10 protein-coding genes and 1 tRNA gene are annotated in these 15,649 nt (G+C 62.1%); 8 read left to right on the top strand and 3 right to left on the bottom strand.

The window, feature by feature from the left end; translation table 11 throughout:
* Nucleotides 1-39 precede the first annotated feature (39 nt).
* Both pyk and AAFP32_RS08840 read left to right on the top strand, forming a co-directional pair.
* The gene (pyk, locus tag AAFP32_RS08845) at nt 40-1,587 is read left to right on the top strand and encodes a pyruvate kinase (protein ID WP_350268818.1); all 1,548 of its coding nucleotides are present in this window, start codon (nt 40-42) and stop codon (nt 1,585-1,587) included.
* A gap of 281 nt (nt 1,588-1,868) precedes the next feature.
* Nucleotides 1,869-3,224: a dicarboxylate/amino acid:cation symporter gene (locus AAFP32_RS08840; RefSeq protein ID WP_350268817.1), complete on the top strand. Its 1,356-nt coding sequence runs from the start codon at nt 1,869-1,871 to the stop codon at nt 3,222-3,224.
* 201 nt (nt 3,225-3,425) lie between these two features.
* Here the strand turns inward: AAFP32_RS08840 and AAFP32_RS08835 are convergent.
* Nucleotides 3,426-3,507, bottom strand: a tRNA-Leu gene (locus tag AAFP32_RS08835).
* 226 nt (nt 3,508-3,733) lie between these two features.
* On the opposite strand from AAFP32_RS08835, the gene AAFP32_RS08830 reads away from it, so the two are divergent.
* Nucleotides 3,734-4,354 (top strand): ANTAR domain-containing response regulator, encoded by a 621-nt coding sequence (locus AAFP32_RS08830; RefSeq protein ID WP_420883367.1) that lies wholly within the window; start codon nt 3,734-3,736, stop codon nt 4,352-4,354.
* Nucleotides 4,355-4,518: 164 nt separating this feature from the next.
* Here AAFP32_RS08830 and AAFP32_RS08825 read toward each other — a convergent pair whose 3' ends face one another.
* Entirely contained in the window at nt 4,519-4,977 is a 459-nt protein-coding gene (locus AAFP32_RS08825; RefSeq protein WP_350268816.1) for a hotdog fold thioesterase, read from the bottom strand.
* 41 nt (nt 4,978-5,018) lie between these two features.
* Here AAFP32_RS08825 and polA point away from each other — a divergent pair, with 41 nt between their 5' ends.
* Nucleotides 5,019-7,685: a DNA polymerase I gene (polA, locus tag AAFP32_RS08820; protein WP_350268815.1), complete on the top strand. Its 2,667-nt coding sequence runs from the start codon at nt 5,019-5,021 to the stop codon at nt 7,683-7,685.
* Nucleotides 7,686-7,820: 135 nt separating this feature from the next.
* On the opposite strand, the gene AAFP32_RS08815 is transcribed toward polA, so the two are convergent.
* Nucleotides 7,821-8,660 carry a class I SAM-dependent methyltransferase gene (locus AAFP32_RS08815; protein WP_350268814.1) on the bottom strand — a complete coding sequence of 280 codons (840 nt, stop codon included), beginning with the start codon at nt 8,658-8,660 and terminating at the stop codon, nt 7,821-7,823.
* Nucleotides 8,661-8,864: 204 nt separating this feature from the next.
* Between AAFP32_RS08815 and rpsA the strand changes: the two genes are divergently transcribed.
* The 4 genes from rpsA to uvrB all read left to right on the top strand — a co-directional run bounded on the left by rpsA (nt 8,865) and on the right by uvrB (nt 15,625).
* Nucleotides 8,865-10,352 (top strand): 30S ribosomal protein S1, encoded by a 1,488-nt coding sequence (rpsA, locus tag AAFP32_RS08810; RefSeq protein ID WP_350268813.1) that lies wholly within the window; start codon nt 8,865-8,867, stop codon nt 10,350-10,352.
* A gap of 46 nt (nt 10,353-10,398) precedes the next feature.
* Nucleotides 10,399-12,219 carry a hypothetical protein gene (locus AAFP32_RS08805; RefSeq protein ID WP_350268812.1) on the top strand — a complete coding sequence of 607 codons (1,821 nt, stop codon included), beginning with the start codon at nt 10,399-10,401 and terminating at the stop codon, nt 12,217-12,219.
* A 47-nt stretch (nt 12,220-12,266) separates the two neighbouring features.
* On the top strand, nt 12,267-13,427 hold the full coding sequence (coaE, locus tag AAFP32_RS08800; RefSeq protein WP_350268811.1) for a dephospho-CoA kinase: 1,161 nt from the start codon (nt 12,267-12,269) through the stop codon (nt 13,425-13,427).
* Nucleotides 13,428-13,492: 65 nt separating this feature from the next.
* Nucleotides 13,493-15,625 (top strand): excinuclease ABC subunit UvrB, encoded by a 2,133-nt coding sequence (gene uvrB, locus AAFP32_RS08795; protein WP_350268810.1) that lies wholly within the window; start codon nt 13,493-13,495, stop codon nt 15,623-15,625.
* The last annotated feature ends 24 nt before the right edge of the window (nt 15,626-15,649 follow it).

Below are 15,649 nucleotides of genomic sequence, written 5' to 3'. Positions count from 1 at the left end.
GTTCGAATCGCCCGCCACGGTACAGGTAGGGTGGTGTGCATGAGGCGTGCAAAGATAGTCGCAACATTAGGTCCGAACCAGAACTCCTATGAAGAGATCCGCGCTCTCGTCGACGAAGGCGTCGATGTGGCCAGATTCAATCTCAGCCACGGCAAGCGGGAAGAGCACGAAGAGAAATTCGCCTGGGTTCGCCAGGCCGCACTCGACACCGGCCGCGCCGTCGCGGTGCTGCTCGATCTGCAGGGTCCGAAGATCAGGGTCGGCAACTTTGCCAACGGCAAGGAGGAATTGGTCGAAGGCGCAACATTCACCATCACCAATCGCGACATCGCCGGCACTGCTGAGATCGTGAGCACGACGCTGTCGACTCTGCCAGGTGATGTTTCCGTCGGCGATCCGCTGCTCATCGACGATGGTCGACTGCGTCTGCGCGCCACCGAGGTCACCGACACCGATGTCGTCACCGAAGTGGAGATCGGCGGAACGATCTCGAACCACAAAGGCATCAACCTTCCCGGTGTTCCGGTCTCCGTGCCGGCACTGTCAGAGAAAGACATCGAGGACCTCAAATGGGGCCTTGAACTCGGCTTCGACTGGGTGGCACTGTCCTTCGTCCGCAGCCCCGAGGACATGGATGATGTCAGGGCGGTCATGGATGAGGTCGGCATCACCGCTCCTGTCATCGCCAAGCTGGAGAAGCCGCAGGCCGTCGAACAGCTCGATGCAGTCATCGACGCCTTCGACGGAATCATGGTCGCCCGCGGCGACCTCGGTGTGGAGCTTCCTCTCGAGCAGGTCCCGATCGTACAGAAACGCGCTGTCGAGATTGCTCGTCAGCAGGCGAAGCCCGTGATCGTGGCAACGCAGATGCTCGAGACCATGATCGATGCGGCCAGGCCCACACGCGCCGAGGCGAGCGACTGCGCCAACGCAGTCCTCGACGGCGCCGATTCCCTCATGCTCTCCGGCGAGACCTCCGTGGGCGATTACTGGGTCGAAGCGATCCGGACCATGAGCCGCATCATCGAGTCCACCGAGGAACACGGTATGGAGCGAATCCCGCAATTGGGCACAGTTCCTCACACCAAGGGAGGGGCCGTGACCGCGGCAGCGGTCCAAATTGCTCAGCAGCTCGACATCGATCTGCTGTGCACCTTCTCCCAGACAGGCGACTCAGTACGCCGGATGTCGCGTCTGCGTCCCGCTTGGCCCATCCTCGGCTTCACGCCCGATGCGCAGGTTCGCCACCAGCTGGCTCTGACGTGGGGAGTCCGCCCTTATCTGGTCAAGACCGTGCGGCACACGGACCAGATGGCCAGGCAGGTCGATGCCGTGCTGCTCGCTGACGGAACTGCTCACGAAGGTGATCAGAGCATCCTCGTGGCAGGGTCCCCTCCCGGCATCCCAGGGTCGACCAATGCCCTGCGCATCCACACGATGGGCGATGCAGCCAAGGGCGTCGCAGCGGCCTACGAAGACTCCTCGGACGATGATGAAGATCCCTTGGCAGGGTATGGCATCGTGTTCGAATCGCCTGGTACCCGTGAGGTGCCGATAGTCAAGGAGAACGGAACGCCGAGGCACTGAACGGGCCTGCTGTTTCGCGGAGAGGCATTGTGAGGCTCTGACCTTCCCGCGCTCCTGACGCCACTGGACGACAACGGCGGCTGATCCGATTTTCGGGTCATCCGCCGTTGTCATGGCCGGGACCTGGGCGGTACTGGCCGCGATGTGCGGGGCAGCAGCAGTGAGAGTCACTTCACTCGGACTTGCGGAATTTCCACGATTGCTCAACAGTTGTCCATTGAGTTGAGCATCGCTTGCAGTGAGCATCGCTCGGAAATCGACCGACGAAGAAGAGGAGTGGCATGAGATTGCCCAAGTGGAGCCGATCATTCGGGGTGCAGGTCACCATAGCGCTGATTGCTGGCGTGGTTCTCGGGCTTGCTGCCCGGTCCTGGGGTCCGGTCAGTGAGAGCCAGGACAACTGGCTCGGTCAGACCTTGGACACCATCGGATCGTCCTATGTGACCCTCCTCAAGGCGGCCGTCGTGCCACTCGTGATCACAGCGATCATTGCCAGCATCGGCAACCTGCGCAAGGTCACGAACGCAGCCAGGCTCGCGGTCTCCACACTCCTGTGGTTCGCCTTCACGGCACTTATCGCCGTCCTCATCGGGCTCATCCTCGGTGTTGTTCTGCAGCCGGGAATGCACGCTGACGCCACTTCGTTGAGCGGTTCTGCGCCCGCTCATGAAGGAAGCTGGATCGGATTCCTCACCGGACTCGTGCCAGTCAATTTCCTTGGGCTCGAGGTGGGCACCTCCGCCGACGATGCCGGCGGCTTGGTCTCAGACGTCAACTTCAACATCCTTCAGCTCATCATCGCCTCCGGCGCGATCGGCATCGCCGCAGTCAAGGTCGGCAAGGCAGCTGAACCCTTCCTCCAGTTCGTTGAGGCGGCCTTGGCCGTTGTGCAGAAGGTGGTCTGGTGGATCGTGCGCATCGCTCCGATCGGCACCCTTGGGCTCATCGGCAATGCCGTGAACTCCTACGGGTGGTCGACCATGGGTTCCCTGCTGTGGTTCGTCGTCGCCGTCTACATCGGCCTGGCGCTCGTGTTCTTCGTTGTGTACCCGACTCTGGCCAAACTCAACGGCCTCTCCGTTCGTCAGTACTTCTCCGGTGTGTGGCCGGCGGCCCAGATGGGCTTCGTATCCCGGTCATCGATCGGCACCATGCCAGTGACCCAGAAGGTCGCGACCGACAATTTCGGCGTTCCGCACAGTTACGCGGCATTCGCAGTTCCCTTCGGCGCGACAACGAAGATGGACGGCTGCGCCGCGATCTACCCGGCGATCGCCGCAGTCTTCGTGGCCCAGTTCTTCGGCATCGACCTCGGGCCCGTCCAGTACTTCCTCATCGTCTTCGTCTCTGTCATCGGTTCCGCGGCGACAGCGGGCACGACCGGGGCCACAGTGATGCTGACGCTGACTCTGTCCACTCTCGGTCTGCCCCTTGAAGGCGTGGGCCTGCTCCTGGCGATCGAGCCGATCGTCGACATGGGACGCACGGCACTCAACGTCTCCGGACAGGCTCTCGTCCCAGCCATTGTGGCCAAACGCCACGGAATCCTCGATCTCGACCGCTACGATTCCGACCGTGTCGACGGCTATGTGCCGGTCGACGAGGAAGCAGAGTCCTCAAGCGAGACTTATGCCTGACTCACCTGCGCATGTGGCCCAGCTCGCGGCGGGAGACCAGCGCTTCGACACGCATCGTTGCGTTCTCGATCGTCGCAGCTGACGGGTCCGTTTCCAGCAAAGAGGGCCTGGCGGGGCACAGTGAAGGGGCCGGCGAACGTAAGTCCGCCGGCCCCTTCACTGCTGCTTCGTGTCCATCGACTGTCTGGAGCACACGCTGAGTACCGGATGTGGGACTCGAACCCACACGTCTTTCGACAATGCATTTTGAGTGCACCGCGTCTACCGATTCCGCCAATCCGGCTAAGCCGCGGACCGAATCCGCGACAGGCTTGAGTTTACGACAGCTTTTGCGCGATTGCACAATCGGCAGAGGTGGTCGGCGTTCGCGCCATGGCGGCGACAGTGATCGAGAATTCGATTGCTCAGACGTCCTGCCCGGTGGTGACCATCACAGGGGTGGTTACCATCACAGAAGAAACTTGGGTGCCGACGTCGGTGCACGCGTGGGCCTGGTTTAGACTGGTGCCGTGCTTTCAACCAGCGAACAACCAACTTCAGATGAGTCCGTGCCGGTTCGCCGCGTCGTAGTGGCGGAAGACGAGGCCGTGATTCGTCTCGATATCGTCGAGATGCTGCGTGAGGTCGGATACGACGTCGTCGGCGAAGCCGCAGACGGCGAATCCGCGATCCGCCTGGCAGAAGAGCTGCGCCCTGATCTCGTCGTGATGGACATCAAGATGCCCATCCTCGACGGAATCTCGGCAGCCGAGAGGATCGCTCGGGCACGCATTGCCCCAGTGGTTCTGCTCACCGCCTTCTCGCAGAAGGAGCTCGTCGAACGAGCCCGTGACGCGGGAGCAATGGCCTACGTGGTCAAGCCCTTCACCGCTGCGGACCTCATCCCGGCCCTCGAGATCGCCCTGTCGCGTCATGCAGAGATCAGCTCGCTTGAGAGTGAGATCTCCGATCTGACCGAACGCTTCGAGACCCGCAAGGTCGTCGAGCGCGCCAAGAGCCTGCTCCAGACATCGATGGGACTGAGCGAGCCGGAGGCCTTCCGGTGGATCCAGAAGACCTCGATGGACCGCCGACTGACCATGCGCGAAGTTGCCGACACCGTTCTCAAGCAGATCGGCTCCGATAAGTAACCAGCGTCCACCCGAACACACACGGAGGCCGGCGAATCCGATGAGGATTCGCCGGCCTCCTGCATTGCACCTGCGGCCTTCTTGTCCTTGCGCCGCGGGCCACGTTCAATGCTCACCAGCGGTTTGGCGGCAGTGCCGGCACATCAGGTGTCACTGCCTGCAGATCATTTGGGTTCGGTCTTGAGGATCATGTTCGTGATCCGCACAATCGACAGGAGCCGACCGGCGTCATCAGTCATCTTCACCTCGTGGGACACAATCGTGCGTCCCTGGTGGAGCACCTCGGCGCGGCCGGTCACTGTGCCGTCCCGCGCGGCACGCAGATGCGTGGCGTTGAGGTCGACGCCGACGACGTTCTTACCGCCGGAGATGAGGAATGAGTGCATCGACGCCAGGGACTCGGCCAGCACGACATGACCGCCGCCGTGAAAGAGACCCATGGGCTGAGTGTTGCCCGCCACCGGTGCCGTACCAGTGGCATGATCGTGAGTCAGCTCTGTGAACTCGATCCCCATTTTCGCCGCCAGATCACCGACCGCATCGGCAGCGTTGAGCTGGCCGAGCAACTCCTCGCGCTGGTCCTTCGGGGTCTGCGCGGTCAGTGATACCTGTGGTCTGAACATTGCTCTCCTTCATGTGAGTTTTGAACGATAGGCTATGTCATGTGACTCAAGTAAACGAATCCCTCCTGCTCATCGACGGACACTCTCTGGCCTACCGGGCATTCCACGCCCTGCCGGTGGAGAACTTCGCCACCAGCACCGGCCAGCCGACGAACGCCATCTACGGCTTCATCTCGATGCTCATCAACGTCCTCAGGGACGAGTCACCGAGCCATGTGGCAGTGGCCTTCGATCTGGGGCGACAGACGTTCCGCTTCGAGGAGTACCCGGAGTACAAGGCTGGGCGCGCCAAGACTCCGCCGGAGTTCCATCCCCAGATCGATCTGATCAAGGACATCGTCGTTGCGATGGGGATCACCGTGGTGACCAAGGAAGGCTTCGAAGCCGACGATGCGCTGGCGACCATGGCCCGGATGGGCACCGAAGCAGGAGCCCACGTCGAAGTGATGAGCGGCGACAAGGACTCGTTCCAGCTCTCCAACGAGTCCGTGACCATCCTCTACCCCAAACGCGGAGTCAGCGACCTCAATCGCATGACCCCGGCCGCGATCGAAGAGAAGTACGCCGTCACTCCCGCGAACTATCGTGGACTCGCTGCCCTGGTGGGGGAGAAGGCGGACAATCTCCCCGGAGTGCCCGGGGTCGGTGACAAGACCGCTGCGAAGTGGCTGACATCCTACGGTGACCTGCCCGGCGTGCTCGAGAACGCGGAGTCGATCAAGGGCAAGGTTGGTGAGAAGCTTCGTGACCACATCCCCGAAGTCGAACGCAACTTCAGGCTCAACCGTCTCCTCGACGATGTCGACCTCAGCCTGACCTACGCCGACCTGAGATGGGGCGAGGGCGACCCCAGTGAACTCTCGAACCTGTTCGACCAACTCGAATTCCAGGCTCTCGGCAAACGACTGAGCGCGATCTTCGGTGAGGAAGCCGTACCGGAGGAATCCGCCGGGCCAGCGCGTGAAGTCTCCGTCGAGACCATCGACGTTCCGGGGCTGCTTCAGAAGATGGCGGATTCTGATGTGATCGCCCTCGACTCCGATGCCCGCTATGAGCTCGGGCACGGGGACGTTCGGATCCTCGCTGTCTCCGGAACGCCGGAGGAAGCCTGGGTCGTCGACCTCGCCGAGGCGGGGGAGGCAGCCGTTGCGAATCTGAGTTCAGCGCTGCGGACGAAGAGCCTCATCCTGCACAGCGCGAAGACACAGATCAAGGCCTGGCGCTCACTGGGTCTCGAAGTCGACGACATCGCCGGTGACACGGCTCTGGCCGCCTACCTCCTGGTGCCCGATCAGCGCAGCTACGAACTGCCGCAGATCGCGCTCGAACGCGCCGGGATCGAACTGAGCGAAGCCGGCAGGGACAGCGGTCAGCTCGCCCTCGACTTCGACTCGGACCAGACCGCTGCGACCCACGGCTGCAGGGCTGCCGCGCTGCTTGAGGTCCACGAGATTCTGGCACAGGCGATCGATGAAGCGAATATGAACCAGGTCTATCGCGACATCGAACTGCCTCTGGTTCCGGTGCTGGCCATGATGGAGCTCGCAGGGATCGCTGTCGATGAGGCAGGACTGTCCGGACTCATCGACGAATTCACGAAGCAGGCGCGCGCGAGCGCTGAACTCGCCTATGAGGCGATCGGTCATGAGGTCAACCTCGGGTCGCCGAAGCAGCTGCAGACTGTGCTCTTCGACGAACTCGATATGCCCAAGACGAAACGCACGAAGACCGGATACACCACCGACGCCGAGGCACTGGCGGAGCTGTTCATCAAGACGGAGCACCCTTTCCTGCAGCATCTCCTGGCCTACCGTGATTCGACGAAGCTCAAGCAGACCGTTGTCGGCCTGCTCAAGACCGTGGCCGAAGACGGTCGCATCCATACGACCTACCAGCAGACCGTTGCTGCCACTGGCCGCCTGTCCTCGCTCGACCCGAATCTGCAGAATATTCCGGTCCGCACTGAGTCAGGCCGCCGGATCCGTGAGATCTTCATCGCCGACCCCGAGGTCACAGACTCTCGACTCCTGACAGCTGACTACTCGCAGATCGAAATGCGCATCATGGCCCATCTGTCAGGCGATGCCGCACTGATCCAGGCGTTCAAGGATGGCGAGGACCTGCACTCCTACGTCGGGTCGAAGGTCTTCGGAGTCGGCATCGACGAAGTGGACTCCGCGATGCGATCGAAGGTCAAGGCCATGTCCTACGGGCTGGTCTACGGACTCTCCGCCTATGGACTCTCCCGACAGCTGGCGGTCGGTGTGGATGAGGCGAAGAACCTCATGGAGCAGTACTTCGAGCGCTTCGGTGCGGTCAAGGACTACCTCGACGAGATCGTCGAGCAGGCTCGGGCCAACGGCTATACGGAGACCATCATGGGTCGCAGGCGGTACCTGCCGGCTCTGCACAGCGATCGGCGGCAGCTGCGGGACATGGCCGAACGTGCCGCCCTCAACGCCCCGATCCAGGGATCGGCCGCCGACATCATGAAGATAGCGATGCTCAAGGTCAGCGACCGCCTCGGCGATCTGAAGTCGAGAGTCCTGCTGCAGGTCCATGACGAGATCATCGTGGATGTCCATCCGGACGAGATCGATTCGGTTACGGCCATCGTGACCGAGGAGATGGGATCGGCCTTCGAGCTGGATGTGCCCCTCGATGTCAACGTCGGCACCGGAATCTCGTGGCACGACGCCGCTCACTGAAGCGCAGCATAGCCTTGCGCTGACTGGATGCCCCCTGTCTTGGCGTCCCCGCGAGGACGCCGATACAGGAGACAGCCCGGGATCATTGTGGGCTCCGGCTCGACAGCCAGCCCACCGAAGTGGCTTGCTGTCGGGTCAGTCCTTGTTGAGCGTGGTGGAGAAGATGACGGTGCCGGGCATGAGCGAACCGCGGAGGGGAGACCAGCCGCCCCACGCAGTCGGGTTGGACTCCGGCCATTCCGGCTCGGTCACCGACTCGATGGTGAAGCCGGCCGTCACCAGCAGATTCACCCAATCACCCATTGTGCGGTGATGCTCGGCGTAGACCGGCTGCCCATCCGCGGAGATCTCCACATAGGGAGTGCGGTCGAAGTACGAATACTCGACGGTCAGACCGGATTCTCCGGGCACGTCGGGGAACATCCACCGCATCGGGTGCGTCGTCGAGAACGCCCACCGACCGCCCGGGCGGACCACACGCGCGACCTCGGCGAGAACCACCTCGGCGTCCTTGACGAAGGGCAGTGCACCATAGGAGGAGAACGCAACGTCGAAGCTGTTCGAGGCGAACGGCAGTGCACGCGCATCGGCGTGGAGGAACGTCGGGGGAGTGGCATCGTCGCTGAGCGGGTGCTCACGCTGCAGGCGAGAGGCCTGTTCGAGCATGCCCGCGGAGACATCGACGCCCGTGGCAATCGCGCCCTCCTCAGCCAGCCAGCGCGAGCACTGGCCTGCACCGCAGCCGACCTCGAGGATCTGACGTCGGTGCACGTCTCCAAGCAGATTCAGATCCGATTCGTGAATTCCCTCGGGGCACCACATGAACTCGGAGGCGCCGAGGAAGCTGCCGTGCTCGGAGAGGTATTCCTCGGCAGAATTGTCCCAATAGCCTCTGTTGGCGCGGACTGATGCCTCTTCATCGATGGGTAGGTAGCCACCGCTGATGACCTCGGCCCGATAACTTCCGTCGCTCATCATTCCTCCGTGGCGATTGCCATGTTCCGTTTCCGACTTCGGCGTGCATTCACGCCATGGATGATGCTAGTATTGACAACCGTATGCGCGTATGCATACATGTCCAAAATCGTAATCGAGACCGGATCCAATTCTCGGGCTGTTGCACAGCATCGCCTCAGAGTATCGGATCTGGACCATAATTCCATCGGAGTCCCAACCTATATGACCACCACCACGCCGGAATCGGTGCAGCCGAAGCAGGTCGCTGTCAACGACATCGGAACCGCTGAGGACTTTCTTGCCGCCGTCGATGAGACGATCAAGTACTTCAACGATGGCGACATCGTCGAAGGAACCGTCGTCAAGGTCGACCGTGACGAGGTCCTCGTCGACATCGGATACAAGACGGAAGGCGTCGTCCTTTCGCGAGAACTCTCCATCAAGCATGATGTCGATCCCGGCGAAGTCGTCGAGGTCGGGGACGATATCGAAGCCCTCGTTCTTCAGAAGGAAGACAAAGAAGGCCGACTCATGTTGTCCAAGAAGCGTGCGCAGTACGAGCGCGCCTGGGGCGACATCGAAAAGATCAAGGAAGACGACGGTGTTGTCACCGGTACCGTCATCGAGGTTGTCAAGGGCGGCCTGATCGTCGACATCGGTCTGCGCGGCTTCCTGCCCGCTTCCCTCGTTGAGATGCGTCGCGTCCGCGATCTTGCTCCTTACATCGGCCAGCAGGTCGAAGCCAAGATCATCGAACTGGACAAGAACCGCAACAACGTCGTTCTGTCCCGTCGTGCCTGGCTCGAGCAGACCCAGTCCGCGGTCCGCCACGACTTCCTGCAGACCCTGCAGAAGGGCCAGGTCCGTCCCGGCGTCGTCTCCTCGATCGTCAACTTCGGTGCATTCGTCGACCTCGGTGGTGTCGACGGACTCGTTCACGTCTCCGAGCTGTCCTGGAAGCACATCGATCACCCAGGTGAGGTCGTCACCGTCGGTGACGAGGTCACCGTTGAGGTCCTCGACGTCGACATGGATCGCGAACGTGTCTCCCTGTCGCTCAAGGCGACTCAGGAAGACCCATGGCAGCACTTCGCACGCACCCACGTCATCGGTCAGATCGTTCCCGGCAAGGTCACCAAGCTGGTTCCGTTCGGTGCGTTCGTGCGTGTCGAAGACGGCATCGAAGGCCTCGTCCACATCTCCGAACTTGCGGTTCGCCACGTGGACCTGCCAGAACAGGTCGTCTCCGTTGACGAGACCATCTACGTCAAGGTCATCGACATCGACCTCGAACGTCGCCGCATCTCGCTGTCTCTGAAGCAGGCGAACGAAGGCGTCGACCCCGAGGCCGAAGACTTCCTCGACCCTGCCCTCTACGGCATGCCGCAGGAATACGACGAGGACGGCAACTACAAGTACCCAGAAGGTTTCGATCCCGAGACCAACGAGTGGATGGAAGGCTTCGACTCAGCGCGCGAGGTCTGGGAACAGCAGTACGCTGCCGCTCAGGAACGCTGGGAAGAGCACAAGAAGCAGGTCGCCAAGGCCATCGCCGCGGATGCCGAAGCAGGCTCCGAAGAGGCCGGCAGCGCTCCTGCCGAAGCTGCACCAGCCACCGGATCGTTCTCCTCGGAAGAGGCAGACGACGAAGGAACACTGGCCAGCGACGAAGCTCTCGCAGCACTGCGTGAGAAGCTTGCAGGCAGCTGATAACAGCACTCACAAGGGCTCCCGGTCGATTGATCGGGAGCCCTTTGTGTATGCACCCACTCTGCGACAGCGAGCCCGGCCGTGGCTGTGGTACGCACTGCTGCTCACTCTCGCCAGCATCTGCGTGTTCGGACAGGTCGCTGCCGATCCCGGTGGCCGGGTTGTCGCCGGCAACGACGACTCATCACTCTTCATCTGGTGGCTGGGACACGCAGCGGACATCGTCGCGAACCAGATCGGCTTCGGCACCGGCGGCACTCCAGCGGGCACCGCGAACGGTCTCCTCTACACGGAGGCGATGAACACCCTCAACGGGGGTGTCAACGGAGCCTGGAACACGTCTCTGGCTGGACTGGCGCTGATCCTAGTCCCACTCACCTGGGTGGCAGGGCCCATCGTCAGCTATAACGTCCTCATCCTCTCCATCCCGGTGTTGGTCAGCCTCGCGACGGCGGCTCTCTTCACACGTTTCCTCACCCGAATCCCTGCCTTCGTCGCAGCTGGCGGTGTGGGTTTCTCCAGCTACGTGATCGCACAGTCCTCCGGCCATCCCAACCTCGCATTCGCCGTCGCACCACCCCTGGTGGCGCTCATCATCCTCAAATTCCTTCTTCGGGCACCCCGGACCAGATTCTTCAGCCGTGAATTCTGGACGCTGAGCCTTGGGCTGGGCGCAGTCCTGGGATTCCAGTTCTACGTCTCCACCGAGGTCCTCGCCGGCACTTTCATCGCTGCGCTGTGTCTGCTGTCAGCCATCGCGGTCTTCGGCCGGAAGGCCTGGACCCTCGCCGGCTGGCTGCGGCTGGTGCTCGGTGGTGTGCTCGGCTCCGCGCTGGCGCTGCTCATCGCGCTGCCCCTCCTGCTCCTGATGCGCGGGCCGAACGCTCCCGACGGTGCGATCAGGCCTCACGGAGTCTGGAACACAGATCTGCTCGATCCCATCGTGCCTGCGAGCCCGACTCTCCTGGGGCCCGGTTCGTCTCCGATTCCGCGTGTGATGGATATCGATGCTGCGGAGCTCGGCGCCTACGTCGGAGCGCCTGCCCTGATCGCCGCTGCCATCATCGTCATCTGCCTGGTCCGCAGCCCTAGGTATGCATTGATTCTGCGCCTCGCCTCGGCGACGGGGCTCCTGGTCTTCGTCCTGGCACTGGGATCACCGGTTCTCCTCGACGGAAAGGTCGTCCTCGGCACCGGTCCCTTCGCACTGATCGAAGCTGTGCCAGTGCTCAACAACATTCTTCCCATGCGCCTGGTTCTGCATTCTACGATTGCACTGTTCGCGGTCCTCGGCTGCGGACTGGAATGGGCACAAGACCATATTCGGATGCGCTCGGCCCAGGCCCTGCTGGGCCTGCTGGTGGTCGCCGGAGTCTGCGTGGTTCCCGGTGTGCAGGCCTCACGCGAGGTCTACGTGCCCGACTTCTACACCGGTTCCATCGCCGAGGTGGTTCCCGCCGGGTCCGTGGTCAAGACGGTGCCCCGCCCCCTGGCATGGGCCGAACCACATGCGGACGAAGCGATGGTGTGGCAGTCCGTGAGCGGTTTCGGCTACAGAGAGACGGGCGGTTACTTCATCGGCTCGAGCCCGGATGCAGCAATCACGTATGCGGCACCCGAGGATGCACTCGACGAACTGCTGCACGACTCAGTCTTCTCTGGCGCACCCTTCCCGGATCCTGACAGCAGTGAGGTTGAGACGGCTGTTGATGAGCTGCGCCACTCCGGCGTCGACTATGTGGTCCTTGCCCCGGAGTCACCGTTGCTGCCCGGCGAACCGGGAGAATACGAGCACTTCCTCGATGCCAGCCTCGGCAAACCGTCCTTCGCCGACGAAGGGGTTCTGGTCTACCCGCTGAATCGCTAGTCTCACGTCATATCGCACGGGTCACCTGATATGGCTAGGCTGAGCGCATGTTGAAAATAGGTCTCACCGGAGGAATCGGTGCCGGGAAGTCAACCGTCTCCGAGATCCTCGCCGGCCACGGTGCAGTGATCATCGATGCCGATAAGATCGCACGGGAAGTCGTCGCGGCGGGGGAGCCTCTGCTCGACGAACTTGCCGAGAGATTCGGTGAGGATGTCATCGCCGCCGACGGGGGACTCGACCGGGCGCAGCTGGCAGCCGCGGCTTTCGCCGATGAAGAGTCGACCTCGGCATTGAACGCACTCATGCATCCCGCGATCCGCGAGCGCACCGCCCAGCACTTCGCCAGGCATTCCGACGCCGAGGTGGTCGTCCACGATGTACCGCTGCTTGTCGAGAACGAGATGACCCCGGCGTATCACCTCAATCTCCTCGTCGACGTTCCGGCCGAACTGCGACTGCAACGGCTGATGAGTGCCAGAGGCATGGCCCGCGACGATGCCGAATCGCGCATCGCCAGGCAGGCCAGCGACGAACAGCGATACGCGGCCTGCGACGTGATCATCGACAACGCTGGGGCGGTCAGGGCGACGCAGGATCGAGTTGCTGACCTCGTTGAAGACCGAATTCTTCCGTTTGCGGCGAATCTGGCAGCTCAGCGTCGTGCGGAAAGAGGACCGGTCGAACTCCTCGACCCTGCTGGTCAGGACTGGCCGATGCAAGCACAGCGGATCATTGCCAAGCTGAATCACGGCATCGGCAGACAGTTCCGCCTCGACCACATCGGATCGACAGCAGTCCCGGGCCTGGCAGCGAAGAACGTCATCGACCTGCAGCTGCTCGTACCCGATCTCGACACCGCACGTGAGCTGTCTGTCCAACTGGCGGACCTGGGATATCCGGGCAGTGACGGTGTCGACAACCTCGGCGAGGGACAGCTGGAGTCCAAACGATTCCACGCGAACACGGATCCGGGCCGAGCCGTCAACCTCCACGTCCGGGCCGAGGATTCCGTCGGTGCCGTCTTCGCGCGGGACTTCGTTGAACTGCTGTGCACCGACGCCGCTGAACGTGCGAGGTACGCACAGTTGAAGCGAACTCTGGCGAATGAGCACGCCGGCGCTGCGCAGTCCGACATGTACGCGGAAGCGAAGGAATCGTACTTCCTCACGATGCGCCGACGACTCGTCCCAGCAAGCTTCGGCTGAGCAGTGCACGCCGGAGTATCATCCCGACTGTTCACTGTGTCATGGGCGAGGGCTAGTGTTGGACCATGAGCTCAGAACGTCCCCTGCCAGCCATCGGCCATAGGCCGGATGTCACGCGCACAGTCGCCCCGTTCGAAGTCGTCTCCGAATACTCTCCATCCGGTGATCAGCCCACCGCAATCACTGAGATTTCGGAACGCCTCGACCAGGGTGAGCGGGACATCGTCTTGCTGGGCGCCACCGGTACGGGTAAGTCGGCGACCACGGCCTGGCTGATTGAGCAGGTTCAGCGACCGACCCTGATCATGGCGCCGAATAAGACGTTGGCTGCGCAGTTGGCCAACGAGTTCCGGCAGCTGCTGCCCAACAATGCGGTCGAATACTTCGTCTCCTACTACGACTACTATCAGCCCGAAGCTTACGTTCCCCAGACTGACACCTTCATCGAGAAGGATTCATCGGTCAACGATGAGGTCGAGCGTCTGCGCCACTCCGCGACGAACTCCCTGCTGACCCGCCGTGATGTCGTCGTCGTCTCGACAGTGTCCTGCATCTACGGTCTGGGCACACCGGAAGAGTACGTCGACCGGATGGTGACCTTGAAGCGCGGCGAACAGTGCGACCGCGACGAACTCCTCAAACGCTTCGTGTCGATGCAGTACGCCCGCAACGATATGGCATTCACCCGCGGCACCTTCCGCGTCAGGGGCGATACTGTTGAGATCATCCCGCAGTATGAGGAATTGGCCCTGCGGATCGAGTTCTTCGGCGACGAGATCGAAGCTCTCCAGACACTGCATCCTCTGACAGGCGAGATCGTCCGGGAAGAGGAGACGATCCATGTCTTCCCGGCTTCGCACTATGTCGCCGGAGAGAACCGGATGGGGCGAGCTGTCAGCGAGATCGAGAACGAACTGCAGACGCGGTTGAGCGAATTCGAATCGCAGAACAAACTCCTCGAGGCCCAGCGTCTGAAGATGCGCACGACCTACGATCTCGAGATGATGGAGTCGATGGGCTTCACCTCCGGCATCGAGAACTATTCTCGACACATCGACGGACGTCCCGCGGGATCGGCACCGAACTGCCTGCTCGACTACTTCCCCGAGGACTTCCTCCTCGTGATCGACGAGTCCCACGTCACGGTCCCTCAGATCGGGGGAATGTACGAAGGCGACATGTCCCGCAAACGCACACTGGTCGAACACGGATTCCGCCTCCCCAGTGCGATGGACAACCGGCCCCTGAAGTTCGATGAGTTCCGTGAACGCGTCGGACAGGCCGTCTACCTGTCGGCAACTCCCGGCAACTTCGAGCTGGGAAACGCGAACGGCTACGTCCAGCAGATCATCCGACCCACCGGTCTCGTCGACCCAGAGATCGTCGTCAAACCGACCAAGGGACAGATCGACGACCTGCTCGAGGAGATCAGAACTCGCGTCGACGCCCAGGAAAGGGTCCTGGTCACCACACTGACCAAGAAGATGGCCGAGGACCTCACGGATTACCTCCTCGAACACGATGTGCGAGTGCAGTACCTCCACTCAGACGTCGACACCCTGCGCCGAGTCGAACTTCTGACAGAGCTGAGGGCCGGCGAGTTCGATGTTCTCGTCGGAATCAACCTACTCCGTGAGGGTCTCGACCTGCCCGAAGTCTCCCTTGTGGCCATCCTCGACGCCGACAAAGAGGGCTTCCTGCGCTCGGCCACCTCCCTGATCCAGACGATCGGTCGTGCGGCCCGCAACATCAACGGCCAGGTTCATATGTACGCCGACACCATCACGCGGTCCATGCGTGAGGCCATCGACGAGACCGACCGTCGACGTGAGATACAGGTCGCGCACAACAAGGAACATGGAATCGACCCCACACCGCTGGTCAAGAAGATCGCCGACATCACCGAGCGGCTGCAGCGAGAAGATGCGGACACGCGAGAGCTCCTTACCGAGTTCGACTACGGCAAGGGCAAAAGGGGATACAACTCCACGCTCACCGACGAACAGCGTCAGGCCGCAGGCAAGGCCGGTTCCCTGCGTCCACCGGCAGCCGACCTGACCGAGCTCATCGAATCCCTGACGTCTCAGATGCACACGGCCGCAGCGGAGCTGCAGTTCGAGCTCGCCGCCCGCCTGAGGGACGAACTCTCGGACCTCAAGAAGGAACTGCGGCAGATGAAGCAGGCCGGGCACGCCTGATTCGACCCGAGTGCGAGTGCGCCG

The organism is Brevibacterium sp. CBA3109, from assembly GCF_040256645.1.
Lineage (GTDB): Bacteria > Actinomycetota > Actinomycetes > Actinomycetales > Brevibacteriaceae > Brevibacterium > Brevibacterium koreense.
Note: the sequence above shows the minus strand (reverse complement) of the source record. Positions and strands in the feature narration are given on the sequence as shown.

What these genes read in the sequence shown, in the direction of transcription:
- pyk (WP_350268818.1), top strand. Translation starts at nt 40, where the DNA reads ATGAGGCGTGCAAAGATAGTCGCAACATTAGGTCCGAACCAGAACTCC.
- AAFP32_RS08840 (WP_350268817.1), top strand. Translation starts at nt 1,869, where the DNA reads ATGAGATTGCCCAAGTGGAGCCGATCATTCGGGGTGCAGGTCACCATA.
- AAFP32_RS08825 (WP_350268816.1), bottom strand. Translation starts at nt 4,977, where the DNA reads ATGTTCAGACCACAGGTATCACTGACCGCGCAGACCCCGAAGGACCAG.
- AAFP32_RS08815 (WP_350268814.1), bottom strand. Translation starts at nt 8,660, where the DNA reads ATGAGCGACGGAAGTTATCGGGCCGAGGTCATCAGCGGTGGCTACCTA.
- rpsA (WP_350268813.1), top strand. Translation starts at nt 8,865, where the DNA reads ATGACCACCACCACGCCGGAATCGGTGCAGCCGAAGCAGGTCGCTGTC.
- coaE (WP_350268811.1), top strand. Translation starts at nt 12,267, where the DNA reads ATGTTGAAAATAGGTCTCACCGGAGGAATCGGTGCCGGGAAGTCAACC.
- uvrB (WP_350268810.1), top strand. Translation starts at nt 13,493, where the DNA reads ATGAGCTCAGAACGTCCCCTGCCAGCCATCGGCCATAGGCCGGATGTC.